The sequence below is a fragment of the Janthinobacterium sp. LM6 genome, from assembly GCF_002002885.1.
Lineage (GTDB): Bacteria > Pseudomonadota > Gammaproteobacteria > Burkholderiales > Burkholderiaceae_D > Janthinobacterium > Janthinobacterium kumbetense.
Map to the genome: position 1 here is coordinate 5,615,808 of NZ_CP019510.1, position 16,437 is coordinate 5,632,244.

Sequence of the window (16,437 nt, forward strand, 5' to 3'; positions counted from 1 at the left end):
TTTTAAGTAAAGGTTAAGGAAACGCCTTATCGACAGGCAACTGTCAGGATTGCCATATGCAATGTTTTTCCAACGAAATATTGGCATTCCGGTATACACTTTCTGCACGGCGCAACCCGCGTCGACCAGGAGAAAACATGTATCGACACCCACTGAGCGGCCTGACCATGGCCACCGTACTGGGCCTTGCACATCTGGCTGCCCACGCGGCGCCCGTCCAGATCAAGGCGCCCGCCGAACTGCCCGCCAAGGCGACCTTGGCCGACGTGATCAAGGCCTCGAAGCCGTCCGACTGGCGTGCGCTGGACCCGGACAACACCTTGTATATGGACATTCCCGCCGGCCGCGTGGTGATCGAACTGGCGCCGGATTTCGCGCCGAAACACGTGGCCAACATCAAGGCTCTGGTGGCCGAGCAGTATTACGACGGCCTGGCCATCACGCGCGCGCAGGACAACTGGGTGGCGCAGTGGGGAGATCCGAACGAGAAAAATCCCAAGCCTATCCAGCATGCCCAGCGCACCCTGCCTGGCGAATTCACGGTACCTTTGACAAACGTCAAGAGCTTCACCCGCCTGCCGGACGTCGATGGCTATGCGCCGCAAGTGGGGCATTCGAACGGCTTCCCGTCCGCGCGCGACCCGAAAACCGGCACGGCCTGGCTCACGCATTGCTACGCCACCGTGGGCGTGGGCCGCGACAGCGCCAGCGACAGCGGCGGCGGCACCGAGCTGTACGCCGTCATCGGCCAGTCGCCGCGCCACCTGGACCGCGACATCACGGTCGTCGGCAGAGTCGTCTCCGGCATGCCGCTGTTGTCGACACTGCCGCGCGGCGCCGGCCCCATGGGCTTTTATGACAGCCCCGAGAAAAACGTGCCGATCAAGTCCATCCGCCTGGCCGCCAGCGTGCCTTTGGCACAGCGCAGCAACCTGGAAGTGATGCGCACCGACAGCGCCGCCTACCAGGCCGTGCTGGAAGCCCAGCGCCACCGCGGCGGCCCATGGAGCAAGGTCACGGCCGGCCATGTCGACCTGTGCAATGCGCCGATACCGGTGCGGGAGGTGGGGAAGTAAAACGCGCCGAAGGGCAAATTCCGGGGTCGTACCCTGAGGGTACGACCCCAGTCTTCGTTTTGGGTTTAAGGCATCAGCACAGCAGTGCCTCCCCTTGCGAACCCGCTATAATCAGGGTATGAACGCTCCCATTACGCCCCACCGCCCGATCCAGGCCCTGCCTGACCAGTTGATTTCGCAAATCGCCGCCGGCGAGGTGGTCGAACGGCCCTCCGCCGTCGTCAAGGAGTTGCTGGAAAACGCGCTCGACTCGGGCGCCACGCAGATCACGGTGCGGCTGGAAGAAGGGGGCGTGAAACGCATCGCGATCACCGACAACGGGCGCGGCATCGACAAAGACCAGCTGCCGCTCGCCCTGGCGCGCCACGCCACGTCGAAGATCGCATCCCTGCACGACCTGGAAAACGTGGGCACCCTGGGATTCCGGGGCGAGGCGCTGGCGTCCATCGCCTCGGTGGCCGCTGTCACCGTGACCTCGCGCACGGCGGACGCGGCGCACGCTTGGGAAATCGTCGGCTCGCACAATGGCAGCGTCTCGCCGTCGTCGGGCGCGCACGGCACCACGGTCGACGTGCAGGACCTGTATTTCAACACGCCCGCGCGGCGCAAATTCCTCAAATCCGAGCAGACGGAGTACGGCCATTGCGCCGAAGTCGTGCGCCGCATCGCTCTGGCGCGGCCCGACGTGTCGTTCTCGCTGTCGCACAATGGCCGCACCATCGACCAGTGGAATATCAGCGAACTGGCCAAGCGCAGCGCCCACATCCTGGGCAATGACTTCGCCGAGGCCCGGCTGGCGCTGGACGAATCGGCCGGCACCTTGCGCATTCACGGCTTTGCCGGCTTGCCGACGGCGTCCAAGGCGCGCGCCGACGGCCAGTTCTTTTATGTCAACGGGCGCTTCGTGCGCGACAAGCTGCTGGTGCACGCCGTGCGCATGGCGTATCAAGACGTGCTGCACGGCGACCGCTTCCCGTCGTACGTACTGGCGCTCGACCTCGACCCGGCCCTGGTCGACGTCAACGTGCACCCGTCGAAGATCGAAGTGCGTTTCCGCGACAGCCGCTCCGTGCACCAGTTCGTTTTCCACGCCGTGCAGCGCGCGCTGGCGCAAACATCGGCCACGGCCTTCGGCAGCGTGCCGGCACCGCTGCCTGCCGCCTCCACCCTGGGCGGCGGCGACGCGGGTGCGGCTCCCGGCGGCCCCGACATCTGGCGCCGCGAACAGACGCAGACCTCGTTCGGCACACAATTCACGAATACCTTCGCGCCTGCCTCGCCCGGCGCCAACCGCCCGTTCTTTGCCGACGCGCCAGGCGTGGCGCAGGACACGTCCGCCTACGGCGCCCTGTTCGGCGGCGGCGCCAGTTCTCCCATCACGCAGGTGGAGCCCTACATCGCCTCGCCCGAAGCGATGGCGCGCGAAGAATATCCGCTGGGCTTTGCCCTGGCCCAGCTGCACGGCATCTACATCCTGGCGCAAAATACCAAGGGCCTGGTGCTGGTCGACATGCACGCGGCGCACGAGCGCATCCTGTACGAACAGCTGAAAAACGCGCTGCAGGCGCAGGTCTCCGGCCAGGACATGCAGGTGCAGTCGCTGCTGATCCCCGTGACGTTCTACGCGGACGCCATCGAAGTGTCGACGGCAAATGAAAACCAGGACACCTTGAAGGCGCTGGGCTTCGACATCGCCGCCCTGTCGCCCACCACTCTGGCCGTGCGCTCCGTGCCGACCCTGCTGAAAAACGCGGACGCGCAGACGCTGGCGCGCGACGTGCTGCGCGACGTGCGCGAATACGGCGGCTCGCGCGTGCTGATCGAGCGCCAGAACGAATTGCTGGGCACCCTGGCCTGCCACACGGCCGTGCGCGCCAACCGCATCCTGTCGGTGCAGGAAATGAACGCCCTGCTGCGCCAGATGGAGAGCACGGAACGCGCCGACCAGTGCAACCATGGCCGGCCCACGTGGGTGCAGGTGGAAATCAATGCGCTGGACAAGCTATTTTTACGGGGACAGTGAGTTTCCCCCAAACGGCGAATACCGGGGTCGGCCCCTGAGGGGCAGACCCCAGCCCTTAACGCCGGGTTTGGCAAAGACCTACGCAGACTTGCGCACCACCTTACAAGATTCAACATGCAAACCACCCCACACCTCCCCCTGGCCGTCGCCATCATGGGCCCCACGGCCAGCGGCAAGACGGCCAGTGCGCTGGCCATCGCGCAAGCCATCCCGTCCGAGATCATCTCTGTCGATTCCGCCCTCGTCTACCGGGGCATGGATATCGGCACGGCCAAGCCGTCGAAGGAAGAACTGGCCCAGGTGCCGCATCATTTGATCGACATCATCGACCCGCTGGACGCGTACTCCGTGGCGCAGTTCCGCAACGATACCCTGCGCCTGGTGGCCGAGATCACGGCGCGCGGCAAGCTGCCGCTGCTCGTCGGCGGCACCATGCTGTACTTCAAGGGCCTGGCCGATGGCCTCGACGACTTGCCCGGCGCCGATCCTGCCCTGCGCGCCCAACTGGAAGAGGATGCGGCCGCCATCGGCTGGCCCGCCATGCATGCGCGCCTGGCCGAGCAAGACCCCATCACGGCAGCGCGCCTGGCGCCGCAGGATGCGCAGCGCATCGGTCGCGCGCTGGAAATCATCGCCCTGTCCGGCCAGCCGATGTCGGCCTTGCTGGCCCTGCGCGAAAAAACCGTGCTGCCGTTCCGGCTGCAGTCGTTCGCGCTGGAGCCGTCCGACCGCGCCGTGCTGCATGCGCGCATCGCCACGCGCTTCGACCTCATGCTGAAAAACGACGCCCTGCTTGATGAAGTGGAGCAGCTGCGCCGCCGCGGCGACCTGCACCCGGGCCTGCCCTCGATGCGCTGCGTGGGCTACCGCCAAGCCTGGGATTACCTGGACGGCCGCATCGACCGCGCCGCCTTGCGCGAGACGGGCATCATCGCCACGCGCCAACTGGCCAAGCGGCAGCTCACCTGGCTACGCTCCATGCCGGAACGCCTCGTCATCGATTGCCTGGGCGCCGATCCAGCCGCGGCCATGCTGGCGCAAATCCAGCCTTTGTTGACGCCGTTACAAAAATAATCACGCCAGCGCCGGCGCGTGAAAAAACCGCACATTTTTTTGCGCCGGCATTGACAAGGAAATGGGAAGACTGGATAATGCTCGGCTGTTGGGTGATATAGCTCAGTTGGTTAGAGCACAGCATTCATAATGCTGGGGTCGGTGGTTCAAGTCCACCTATCACCACCAAAGAACATCGATCAGGTTTCACCTGGTCAAAACGAGCATCCGGTCTGACCGGTCTGTTTGGTGATATAGCTCAGTTGGTTAGAGCACAGCATTCATAATGCTGGGGTCGGTGGTTCAAGTCCACCTATCACCACCAAGAATTTGCAGCACTGATAAACCCGCCTCTGCCCCGTGCAGCGGCGGGTTTTTTCATTTCCGGCACCGCCTCGCGTGCGGCCTGTACGCAACACCAGCCCCATCCACATGCAATCGGGGATTGTGGCAATCCGCCGCTGGCGCTTACAATGAGAATAATTCTCATTTATATTATTCATCGCCCATGTCCGCCATCCAGCCCAGCCTGCAACAGCAAGTGCAGTCGCTCTACAGCGAGCATCACGGCTGGCTGGTCGGCTGGCTGCGCAAAAAACTCAGCTGCCCGCATGGCGCGGCCGACGTGGCGCAAGACACCTTTGTGCGCATCATCGCCTCGCGCGACGCACTGTTCGGCATGCGCGAGCCGCGCGCCTACCTGTCCACCACGGCAAAGCGCTTGCTGCTCGACCGCGCGCGCCGCCAGATACTCGAGCGCAGCTACCTGGCGGAACTGGCCCTGCTGGCCGACAGCCTGCCCGGCGCGCCCTCGCCGGATGAAATCCTGATGGCCGTGCAGGCGCTCGAGCAGATCGCCACGGCGCTGGCCGGCTTGTCCGCCAAGGCGCGCGACGCTTTTTTGCTGCACTATCTGGAAGAACAGCCGCAGGCCGCCGTCGCCGCACAACTGAACGTCTCCACGCGCATGGTGCAAAAATACCTGGTGCAAGCCTTGCTGGCCTGCCGCCACGCCTGCCCGGCCCTGGCGGCATGAATAGCCCCCGCACGGATATCGCCGCCGAACAGGCCGCACGGTGGATCGTGCGCCTGAGCGCCGACGACCCGGCCGAACGCGACACCGCGCAGGCCGGCTTCGCCGCATGGAAGGCGGCCGACCCGCTGCACGCGACGGCGGCCGCCGGCATGGAAAACCTGCTGCGTCAATTGAACGCCGTGCGCGAGCCGGCCGGCGGCGACCATCGCCCCGCGCGCGCCGCCCTTGCCGCCATCGCCCCCGACCGTCCCCGCCAGCGTCTGCGCCAGCTGGCCGCCGCCAGCGCCGTGGCCGTGCTGACGCTGACCGGGGCGCTGGCCTTCAGCGAACGCCCCGCCTACCTGCTGGCCGACCTGCGCAGCCCCACGGGACAATGGTCCACGCACACCCTGGCCGATGGCAGCCGGATCACCCTGGCCGGCAACAGCGCCGTCAACGTGCATTTCAATGCGGGCGAGCGGCATGTGGAGCTGGTGCGCGGCGACATTCTAGTCGACGTGGCCAAGGATGCGCAGCGCCCCTTCATCGTCGACAGCCGGCAGGCGGCGATCCGCGCACTGGGCACGCGTTTCAGCGTGCGCAGGGAAGACGGCGCCACCATCTTGAGCATGCTGGAGTCCAAGGTGCTGGCGCAAGTGCCGCAACATCCGGCCGTCGTGGTGCAGGCGGGCCAACGCACGCGCATCACGGACGATGGCGTGGGGCCGATCACGGCCATCGATACGGCCAGCGTGCAGGAAGCGTGGCGCGCGCACCAGCTGGTGGTCGACGACTTGCCGCTGGCCGAGGTGCTTGACGAGCTGGCGCGCCACCGTCCCGGCCAGCTGCATTACGACCGCGCGCAGATCGCCGGCATCCGCGTGGCCGCCGTGCTGCCGCTGGACGACACCGACAAGGCGCTGCAGCTGTTGATCGACAATTTCCCGCAACTTCGCATCCGCATGCTGACGCGCTACCTGGTGATGGTCGATGTCCCCGCCAGCGGCCCCGCAAAAAATAAATAAGAAATTGTGCGTTCGCGGTTCCACTTTGCGCATCTCATGCGTCAAGGCAGCTGAGATCATTCAAAAAAGGCTGTCACCATGTACGTTCAAGTCGTTGCCGCTTCCTCCCCGAACACCCTGCGCACGCGTCTGCGTCCGCTCGCCCTGGCGGCCATGCTGCTGGCAAGCGCCGGCCTGCACGCCCAGGCTACCGCCCAGACCGCCCCGGCTGTCGCCAGCTACGCCATCCCCGCCGGCCCGCTGGCCGGCGCCCTGAACCGCTATGCGCAGCAGGCGGGCGTGTCCATCGTCATCGATGCATCCCGGGTGCAGGGCTTGACCAGTGCAGGCCTGCAAGGCAGCTACGCCATCGATGACGGTTTCGCCGTGCTGCTGCGCGGCAGCGGCTACGCCATCGGCAAGACCTCCACCGGCTATGTGCTGGTGACCGCGCCGGCGTCCGCACCCACGGCGGCTGCCAATGCCGCCTCGGCGGCCGAGCGCACCATGCCCTCGATTACCATCGTCGGCCAGGCCGAGCAAGGCGCCACCACGGAAGGCAGCGGCTCCTACACGGCGCGTAGCATCACCATCGGCAAGGGCGAGCAATCGATGAAGGACATCCCCCAATCCGTGAGCGTGCTGACGCGCCAGCGCCTGGACGACCAGGGCATCACGGATCTGCGCGAAGCCGTCAACAACGTCACCGGCGTGGTGGGCGTGCATGGCGTGGGACCGGGCGTGGTGATCACGGCGCGCGGCTTCCAGATCGATCAATGGCAGTACGATGGCGTGCCCATCGACCGCAACACCTATGCGCTGGGCAACTGGGGCCAGGAAAACATGGTCATCTACGACCGCCTGGAAGTGCTGCGCGGCGCCTCGGGCATGCTGGTCGGCACGGGCAGTCCCGGCGGCTCCGTCAGCCTGGTGCGCAAGCGCCCGACCGCCGCGCGCAGTGTCAGCATGACGGCGCGCGCCGGCTCGTGGGACCATTACGGCGCCCAGCTCGACGTCAGCATGCCCCTGAATGCGGACGGCAGCCTGCGCGGACGCGCCATCGTCGATGAAGACGATACCCATTCCTTCGTCGACCAGGTATGGAGCCAGAACCGCACCCTGTACGCGGCGCTCGACTACGACCTGGGACCGGCCACCACCCTGGGCCTGGCCATCAGCAACGTCAACGACCACGGCCGTCCCACCTTCATCGGCCTGCCCCGCTACGCGGACGGCAGCGCGCTGAACCTGCCCCGCTCCACCTTCACGGGCGCCGACTGGAACCGCAGCGAGGCCAAACAAACCAACGTGTATCTCGACCTGGAACACCATTTCAACAGCCAGTGGAGCCTGAAGGCATCCGCCGTGAACATGAAGGAAAACACCGGCTCCGTGCACCAGCGCGTGGCCTTGCCCATTAATCCCGACGGCAGCGGTGCGAGCTATGCCGACTTTGGCATGGATTTCGACAACCGCAAGCGCGGCATCGATACCTACGTGCGCGGCAAATTCGACGGCCTGGGCATGGCGCAGGAAGTCCTCGTGGGCGCCAGCTATGTCACGATGGCGTCGGACGACGTCTACGCCCGCGCCTGGGAATCTGGTGCGGACGTCTTCAACATCAGGCACAACCGCCCATGGCAAGACCTCGACAGCATCGCCGCGCGCCCGAAGGGCGTGCGTCCCGTCAGCACCTATGAAATACGCCAGAAAGGCCTGTATGGCAGCTGGAACGGCCAACTGACCAGCAAGCTGAAAGCCGTGCTGGGTGGACGCTTCAGCTGGTACGACTTCGTGTATGCGACGCCCAAAGGTCCTGAAGAACAGCTCAACGCCACCGCCAAGTTCACGCCATCGGCAGGCCTGATCTACGCGCTCGATCCGCAATGGTCGGCCTACGCCAGCTATGCCGACATCTTCACGCCGCAAAGTATCCGCGATGCGCAAAACAAGGTCCTCAAACCCATCACGGGCAGCAACTACGAGGCGGGCATCAAGGGTGAGCTGATGGATGGCAAGGTCAACACCTCGCTGGCCGTGTTCCGCTATGACCACAAGAACCGCGCCGTCACCGACTATGCTGCGGGCATGGTGTGCGCCGACGGGTACTGCTCGCGCGCCTCGGGCAAGGTGCGTAGCCAGGGCCTGGAAGCGGAAGTATCGGGCGAAGTGGCGCGCGGCTTGCAGCTGTCGGCCGGCTACGCCTACACGACGACGACCTATCTGAACGACCCGGACAACCAGGGCAAGGTCTTTTCCACATGGACGCCCAAGCACATGCTGCGCGTGTGGTCCAGCTACACGCTGCCCGGCGCCTGGGACAAATTCAGCGTGGGCGCCGGCGTCAACACGCAAAGCCATACGCTCGATACCAATAGCACCTTCAAGGTTGCCGGCGTCTCGATCTGGAATGCACGCATGGCCTGGCAAGCCACGCCCCAAGTGGCCCTGTCGCTCAATGTCAACAACGTCTTCGACAAGAGCTACATCATCCCGGCCTACAATACCACCGGGTCGAATAACTACTATGGCGACCCGCGCAACGTGCAGTTCACCCTGAAGTACACGCCGAAGTGGTAAGGCGAGTGAGAAGCTGAGCACCGGCACGATGGCCAAGGCGCGGGACTGATAGTGCAACCGGCATTCAGTTCGCGCCGCGGCCGGGATTTTCGGCTAAGATGATGGCGCGGCATTGCGCCGCACCGCATCGTGCATCGGCCTCTCATTCATCTACACCGTCAATGGAACAAAAAGACAAGTCCTGGGTCACTTCGGTGGACGTCGCCAAACGGGCCGGCGTCTCCCGCTCCGCCGTCTCGCGCACATTCACGCCCGGCGCCAGCGTGGCGCCCGAAACGCGGGCCCGCGTGATGGAAGCGGCGCAGTCGCTGGGCTACCAGGTCAACATCCTGGCGCGCAGCATGAACCAGGGCCAGAGCAACCTGGTGGGCGTCGTCATCACTGGCTTCACGGACCCGTTCCGCGTGGCCCTGCTCGGCGAAGTCACGCGCAGCCTGAGCGAACATGCGCTGGTGCCGCTGCTGATGAATGCGGAAGACCCCGAGCGCCTCAGCGAATTGCTGCGCATCCTCCTCAGCTACAAGATTTCCGGCGTCATCATGACGTCCGGCTCGCCGCCGTCCGCCGTGGCGACGGAATACCTGCAGCGGCAAGTTCCGGTGGCCATGATCAACCGCGCGCGCGACCTGAAGGGCGTGGACGTGGTCAACAGCGACAACCGCCATGGCGGCGAACTGGCGGCCAGCACCCTACTCGACAGCGGCGCCAAACGGCTGGCCTTCGTCAACACGCGCGCCAGCAGTTTCAGCGGCATCGCGCGCGGCAAGGCCTTCCTCGACCACCTGGCGCCGGCCGTGGCGAAGAAGCACTGCGCGGCCGACGAATACCTGGCCGAGGCCATCGGCTACCAGGCGGGCCAGGAAGCGGCCGACGCCCTGCTCGCATCAAGCAAGCTGCCTGACGGCGTCTTTTGCGCCACCGACCTGATCGCCTGCGGCTTCATCGATGCGGCGCGCAGCAAGTACGGCATCGACGTGCCCGCGCAACTGCAGGTGATCGGCTTCGACGACATTCCCATGGCGGCGCTGGACGCCTACCAGCTGACCACCATCCGCCAGGATGCGGGCGAACTGGCGCGCCGCGCCGTCAAGAGCCTGGTCGAGCGCATGGAAAAATTTGCCATGCCGGGCCGATTGAAGGAAGTGCCCGTCACCCTGGTGCGGCGCGGCACGACGCGCTAAGCGCTGCAACACGGCAGATGGCGCAACGCCGTCTGCCGTACCCCGTTTTCCACACTTTTTCGTCCCCCGCCCGTACTTGTTGACATCAAAAAAAATCCGGGTTACTGTTTGCACACGTGTACTGCACACGTGTGCAATTTCTTCAAAAAGCCTGTTCTGGCCATACCACTAAAAAAAGCGCCCCGCCCACGGAGGCGTATCAAGGAGACCGTTATGTTGAACCACGTTCTAAGAATCGCCCTGTTTGGCGCCGGGGCCATCGGCCTGGCGGCCTGCACCACCCCCACCGGCATGCAGCACAATACGGCTGCCGGTGCCGCTGCCGATCCGAAACTGGCGAAGATCGGCCAGATCGTCGTCGTGTACATGGAAAACCGCAGCTTTGACCACCTGTTCGGCACCTTCCCCGGCGCCGACGGCATCGCCAATGGCCGCTCGCCCGACACCACCACGCAGACCGGCCCCGATGGCAAGCCCTATGCCATGCTGCCCGCCGTGGCACTCGACAAGGGCGGCCTGGACCAGCGCTTCAAGGCCGACATCGCCAACGCGCCCTTCCACATGGAGCCGAGCGTGTCGCTGGGCGACAAGACGGCCAGTCCCGTGCACGCGTTCTGGACGCACAAGCGCCAGATCAACGACGGCAAGAACGACCGCTTCGTCGTCGAGGGCAACACGGGCGCCCTGCCCATGGGCTATTTCGACGGCAGCAAGCTCAAACTGTGGGCCTTGGCGCAGCGCTACACCCTGGCCGACCGCTTTTTCCAGTCCGCCTACGGCGGTTCCTTCCTTAACCACATGTGGCTGACCTGCGCCTGCACGCCCGTGTTCCCGAACGCGCCCAAGTCCATCGTCGCCCAGGATGAGCGCGGCACGGGCCACAAGAAGGGCGAGGAAGCGGAAGTGACGCAGGACGGCTACGCCGTCAACACCATGCAGGGCCCGCTGCTGTTCGATCCGACTAAGAAGCAGACGTTCCTGCCGCCGCAAACCATGCCCACCATCGGCGACCGCCTGACGGACAAGGGCATATCCTGGGTCTATTATGCGGACGGCTACGACATCGCCGTCGCCTCGACCAAGTCGGGCAAGAAGGCAGACGATTTCTCATATCACCACCAGCCGTTCACCTACTTCAAGCGCTTCATCGACAGCCCGCAGCAGCGCGCCACGCACCTGAAGGACCGCTCCGACATGATCGCCGATGTCCAGGCGGGCAAGCTGCCGCCCGTCTCGTTCTACAAGCCCATGGGCAAGAAGAACATGCATCCGGGGATGGACAAATCGAGCGTGGCGGCAGGCGACGACGAGGGCGTGGCCATCATCAACGCCATCATGGAAGGTCCGCAATGGAAGGATACCGTCATCATCGTCACCACCGATGAAAACGGCGGTTTCTGGGACCACGTGGCGCCGCCCAAAGGCGACCGCTTCGGCCCGGCCACGCGCATCCCCGCCCTCGTCATCTCGCCCTTCAGCGAGGGCGGCCATATCGACCATACCGAATATGAAACCGTGTCGATCCTGAAGTTCATCGAGGAACGCCATGGCCTGGCGCCATTGAGCGAGCGCGATGCGCGCGCCAACAGCCTGGCCAAAGCCCTCAAGCTGTAATACCCATTCCCCTGCCTGTCTGCCCAGGGTGCGCCGTCTGCTCGGCGCGCCCGGACTAACCACATCTGAAGGAAACACCATGCTGCACGCACGCCATCTTCCCCTGTCCCTCCTGATGCTTTCCCTGGCCGCCTGTGGCGGCGGCGACGATACGCCGCCCGTCCCCGTCACGCCCCCGGTAACGCCGCCCGTGACGCCGGCCGCCCCCGCCACCTACTACCAGACCAAGACGCCCTACACGCCGCAGCAGGACGCCGCCACCTACGAGGCCGCGCCGGCCGGCTACGCGCCCGTGTTCACCGAACTGGTGGCGCGCCACGGTTCGCGCGGCCTGTCGAGCATGAAGTATGACGCCGCCTTCTACAACGTTTGGCAACGGGCGGCGGCCGACGATGCGCTCACGCCGCTGGGGCAAAAGCTGGGCGCCGACATCCTGAAACTGATGAAGGCCAACGCGCTGCTCGGCTACGGCGTGGACGGCATCACGGCGCCCGGCTACGGCAACCTGTCGCAGACGGGCATCAATGAACACAAGCAGCTGGCCGTGCGCATGCTGGCGCGCCTGCCCGCCCTGTTCACGCAGCTGGGTAGCAATGCCGCCAGCGCACCGCGCCAGATCGTCACCGTCAGCTCCGGCGTGGACCGCGCCAAGGACAGCGCCGCGTACTTTGCGCAGTCGCTGGCCGCCACGGCACCGGCCGTCGCGCCGCTGATTACCCTGCCGCCCGCGCCGGCCGGCTACCCGGCCAGCAAGCCCGTGGCGCAACCAGCTGGCACCAACCGCTTCCTGCTGTATGCGCACAAGCTGGTGCCGAAGACGGACCTGGTCACCGACACCCTCGACAGCCATTACCAGACTTATCAGGATAGCCAGGCCTATCAAGCCTACCTGGAAAGCCCCGGCTTCCTGGGCAAATACACGGCCATCGACACGGACGCCACGGCGCGTACCCTGGGCCGCGAAGTACTGGAACGCTTGTTCACCAAGACCTTCGTCGACAAGATCGACAACGGCACCTACCGCTTCGCCAACACGGGCACCTACAGTTTTACCAGCGACGACGGCAAATTCACCAACACCGTCACGGGCGACGGCGGCACCACCATCAAGGGCCTGGCCGATGCCGCATCGGTGCTGTACAACCTGTACGCCATCGTGGCCGGCATGACGAACGAGGTCAAAGCCGACTTCGTGCAGTACATGCCGTCGGACGCGGCCAAGTACCAGGCCTTCGTGCAGGATTACCAGGATTTCTACAACAAGGGTCCCGGCACCACGGAAAGCGCCGGCGTCACCTGGAACTACGTGCGCGCGCTGCGCGACGACTTCTTCACGGAAGTGGACGCCATCGCGCGCGGCGACCTGTCACACGGCGCCAAGCTGCGCTTCACGCATGCGGAAGCCATCATCCCGCTGGCCACGGCCATGGGTCTGAAGACCGTCGTCGGCGCGCTGCCGGCGGCGCAGACCTACAGCTATGACAACAGCAGCTGGCGCGGCCTGTACGTGGCGCCGATGGCGGCCAACATGCAGTGGGATGTGTACCGCGACGCCAGCGGCAATGTGCTCGTGAAAATGCTGTACAACGAAAAGGAAACCGACTTTCAGGCTGCCTGCGATGACGCCCGCTTTGCCGCCGGCAGCCATTTCTATGTGTATGCGAAGCTGAAGACCTGCTACGGCCACGTGACGCAGTAAGTACGAATGCAGGCGGGCAGCCGTGCCCGCCTGTTCGACGTTTGCTGCTAGGCTTGCACGTAAGAATCAATCACGTCACTTACGGATCGCCATGCCCCCACCGCTCCCCTTGTCCAGCATGCTGCTGGCCCTCACCATCTGCGCCGCTCCCGCCCTGGCCGTCGAAGGCCATTACCAGACCAAGACGCCGTATGCGCCGCAGCAGGACCCGGCCACCTATGCCGCGCCGCCGGCCGGCTTCCAGCCCATCTTCACGCAACTGGTGGCGCGCCACGGTTCGCGCGGGCTCACCAGCATGAAGAACGACGCGGCCCTGTATGCGATGTGGCAGCAGGCCGCCGCGCAGGATGCGCTCACGCCCCTGGGACGCGAACTCGGTCCCGACATCCTGGCCCTGATGAAGGCCAATGCCTTGCTCGGTTATGGCGTGGCTGGCATCGAGCGGCCCGGCTACGGCAATCTGTCGCAGACGGGTATCGACGAGCACCGGCAGCTGGCCGTGCGCATGCTGGCGCGCCTGCCCGCCCTGTTTGCGCAAGTGGGGCAAGACGCGGCGACGGCGCCGCGCCAGCTCGTCACCATCCATTCCGGCGTGGACCGCGCGCGCGACAGTTCGCGCTTCTTCACGCAGTCGCTGCTGGAGCACGCGCCAGCGCTGACACCCTTGGTATATCTGCCGCCCGCGCCGGCGCCGTATCCGCAAGGACGCAAGGCTGCGGTACAGCCGATATTGCAGCCAGCCGGCGTCAACCGCTTCCTGTTGTACGCGCACAAGCTGGCGCCGCAGACGGACCGCGTCACCGATCCGGCCAACCCGTATTACGCCACCTATGCCGCCAGCCAGGCCTACCAGTACTATGAACGAACCAAGCAGCTGCACGCGCTGATGGACGCCCCGGCCAGGCTGCCTGCGACGACCGCACATGCGCGCCACGTGCTCGAACGGCTGTTTTCTCCTGCCTTCCTCGACCAGTTTGAAGGCGGCCGCGCCAGCTATGCGGACACGGGCAGCTACACCTTCACCAGCGACGACGGCAAGCTCACGCGCACCATGACGGGCAGCGGCAAAACCGTCATCCGCAGCCTGAATGCCGCCACGACAAAACTGTATGAGTTGTATGCGATCGCCGCCGGCATGCGGCATGAAGTACCGGCCGATTTCAGCCGCTACATGCCCGCCGAAGATGCGCGCTACTACGCGTATGTGGCCGACCATGAGGATTTTTACCAGAAGGGACCGGCCACCATGGAAAGCAGTGGCGTGACCTGGCGTTTCGCGCTGGCCTTGCGCGAGGATTTTTTCAAGGAAGTCGACGCGCTGGCCAGCGGAGATTTGCGCCACGCGGCGAAGCTGCGCTTCACGCACGCCGAGATGATTATTCCGCTCGCGTCGGCCATGGGCTTGCAGCAGGCGCTGGCCCCCTTGCCGGCATCGCTCAGCTACAGTTATGAAAACAATCCATGGCGCGGACAGAGCGTCTCGCCGCTGGCGGCCAATATGCAGTGGGATGTGTACCGCAACGGCGCAGGGCAGCTCATCGTGCGCCTGCTGTACAACGAAAAGGAAACGGACTTCCAGGCCGCTTGCGAAGGCGCCCGCATCGCACCGGGCAGCGTCTTCTACGACTATGCGCAACTGAAAACCTGCTACGGACACGTGGCGGCGCGCTAAGGCACCGCCACTGGCCTGATTACTTCAAGGTCGGCATGGCAAACTCGGCCCCGGCAGCCGTCGAGGCCGGCCAGCGCTGCGTCACCGCCTTCTGTTTCGTGTAGAAGCGCACCGATTCCGGGCCATGCGCGTGGTGGTCGCCGAACAGGCTGCGCTTCCAGCCGCCGAAGCTGTGGAAGGCCATCGGCACGGGGATCGGCACGTTCACGCCCACCATCCCCACCTGCACGCGGTGCGTGTACTCGCGCGCCGTGTTGCCGTCGCGCGTATAAATGGCCGTGCCGTTGCCGTACTCATGCGCATTGACCAGGTCCAGCGCGCTGGCAAAATCGGGCACGCGCACGATACAGAGCACGGGGCCAAAGATTTCCTCTTGATAGATCGTCATCTCCGGCGTCACATGGTCGAACAGGCTGCCGCCGAGGAAAAAGCCCTTTTCATGGCCGGGCAGCACGAAACCGCGCCCGTCACTGACCAGCCTGGCGCCTTCCTTGACGCCCGTGGCGATATAGCCGGCAATCTTGTCCTTGTGTACCTGCGTCACCACGGGGCCCATCTCGGCCGCCAGATCCATGCCCTGCGTGATCTTTAACGCCGCGATGCGCGGCACCAGGGCTTCCACCAGCTGGTCCGCGACATTGCCCACCGCCACGACGACGGAAATGGCCATGCAGCGCTCGCCGGCCGAGCCAAACGCGGCGCCCATCAGGGCATCGACCGTCTGGGGAATATCCGCGTCGGGCATGACGACCATGTGGTTTTTCGCGCCGCCGAGCGCCTGCACGCGCTTGCCCTGCGCGCAGCCGGTGGCGTAGATATACTCGGCAATCGGCGTGGAACCGACGAAACTGACGGCGCGCACGTCCGGGTGATGCAGCAAGCCATCGACGGCCTCTTTATCTCCCTGCACCACGTTGAAGACGCCGTCGGGCAAGCCCGCGTCCGTCAGCAGCTGCGCCAGCAGCAGGCTGGCCGACGGGACGCGCTCCGACGGTTTTAATACGAAGGTATTGCCGCAGGCAATCGCCATCGGAAACATCCACATCGGCACCATTACGGGAAAGTTGAACGGCGTGATGCCGACGCACACGCCGAGCGCCTGGCGGATGGACCAGGCGTCGATGCCGCCGGCCACTTGCTCCGAATATTCTCCCTTCATCATTTGCGGGATGCCGCAGGCAAACTCCACCACTTCGATGCCGCGCGTCACTTCCCCTTTCGCATCCGTGAACACTTTGCCGTGCTCGGCCGTGATCAGGGCCGCCAATTGATCCGCATGTTCTTCCAGCAATTCCTTGAACCTGAACATGACACGGGCGCGGCGCAGCGGCGAGGTTTGCGACCAGGCGGGAAAGGCCGCGTGGGCGGCGGCCACGGCCGCGTTCAGCTCGGCAGGCGTCGCCAGCGCCACCCTGGCCGTCACGGCGCCCGTGGCAGGGTTAAACACGTCACTCGTGCGCTCGGAGCGCGAGGCCATGGGGTTGCCACCAATAAAGTGGCCGATTGTCGGGGTCGTCATT

At 65.1% G+C, this 16,437-nt stretch carries 11 protein-coding genes and 2 tRNA genes; 12 read left to right on the forward strand and 1 reads right to left on the reverse strand.

Going from position 1 to position 16,437, the window contains the following annotated elements; all coding sequences use genetic code 11:
• The first annotated feature begins 137 nt into the window (after positions 1-137).
• From BZG29_RS24650 to BZG29_RS24705, 12 genes are all read left to right on the forward strand, one after another.
• Positions 138-1,076, forward strand: coding sequence for a peptidylprolyl isomerase (locus BZG29_RS24650; protein WP_077408407.1), 939 nt, complete (start codon positions 138-140; stop codon positions 1,074-1,076).
• A gap of 118 nt (positions 1,077-1,194) precedes the next feature.
• Positions 1,195-3,099, forward strand: coding sequence for a DNA mismatch repair endonuclease MutL (gene mutL / locus BZG29_RS24655; RefSeq protein ID WP_077408409.1), 1,905 nt, complete (start codon positions 1,195-1,197; stop codon positions 3,097-3,099).
• 114 nt (positions 3,100-3,213) lie between these two features.
• Positions 3,214-4,173 carry a tRNA (adenosine(37)-N6)-dimethylallyltransferase MiaA gene (miaA, locus tag BZG29_RS24660; RefSeq protein ID WP_077408411.1) on the forward strand — a complete coding sequence of 320 codons (960 nt, stop codon included), beginning with the start codon at positions 3,214-3,216 and terminating at the stop codon, positions 4,171-4,173.
• Positions 4,174-4,264: 91 nt separating this feature from the next.
• Positions 4,265-4,341, forward strand: a tRNA-Met gene (locus BZG29_RS24665).
• Positions 4,342-4,400: 59 nt separating this feature from the next.
• Positions 4,401-4,477, forward strand: a tRNA-Met gene (locus tag BZG29_RS24670).
• A gap of 183 nt (positions 4,478-4,660) precedes the next feature.
• Entirely contained in the window at positions 4,661-5,188 is a 528-nt protein-coding gene (locus BZG29_RS24675; protein ID WP_077408413.1) for a sigma-70 family RNA polymerase sigma factor, read from the forward strand.
• The gene (locus tag BZG29_RS24680) at positions 5,185-6,192 is read left to right on the forward strand and encodes a FecR domain-containing protein (RefSeq protein WP_077408415.1); all 1,008 of its coding nucleotides are present in this window, start codon (positions 5,185-5,187) and stop codon (positions 6,190-6,192) included. The genes BZG29_RS24675 and BZG29_RS24680 overlap by 4 nt, the downstream gene beginning before the upstream one ends.
• 78 nt (positions 6,193-6,270) lie before the next feature.
• Positions 6,271-8,751, forward strand: coding sequence for a TonB-dependent receptor (locus BZG29_RS24685; RefSeq protein WP_077408417.1), 2,481 nt, complete (start codon positions 6,271-6,273; stop codon positions 8,749-8,751).
• Between the two features lie 161 nt (positions 8,752-8,912).
• Positions 8,913-9,932 (forward strand): LacI family DNA-binding transcriptional regulator, encoded by a 1,020-nt coding sequence (locus tag BZG29_RS24690; protein WP_077408419.1) that lies wholly within the window; start codon positions 8,913-8,915, stop codon positions 9,930-9,932.
• 213 nt (positions 9,933-10,145) lie between these two features.
• A complete protein-coding gene (locus BZG29_RS24695; RefSeq protein WP_077408421.1) occupies positions 10,146-11,546 on the forward strand; it encodes an alkaline phosphatase family protein in 1,401 nt (466 codons plus the stop codon).
• A 79-nt stretch (positions 11,547-11,625) separates the two neighbouring features.
• Positions 11,626-13,245 (forward strand): histidine-type phosphatase, encoded by a 1,620-nt coding sequence (locus tag BZG29_RS24700; protein ID WP_077408423.1) that lies wholly within the window; start codon positions 11,626-11,628, stop codon positions 13,243-13,245.
• Between the two features lie 91 nt (positions 13,246-13,336).
• Positions 13,337-14,917, forward strand: a complete 1,581-nt coding sequence (locus BZG29_RS24705; protein ID WP_253192695.1) for a histidine phosphatase family protein — start codon at positions 13,337-13,339, stop codon at positions 14,915-14,917.
• 19 nt (positions 14,918-14,936) lie between these two features.
• Here BZG29_RS24705 and BZG29_RS24710 read toward each other — a convergent pair whose 3' ends face one another.
• Positions 14,937-16,436, reverse strand: a complete 1,500-nt coding sequence (locus BZG29_RS24710; protein WP_077408425.1) for a CoA-acylating methylmalonate-semialdehyde dehydrogenase — start codon at positions 16,434-16,436, stop codon at positions 14,937-14,939.
• Between the last annotated feature and the right edge of the window lies 1 nt (position 16,437).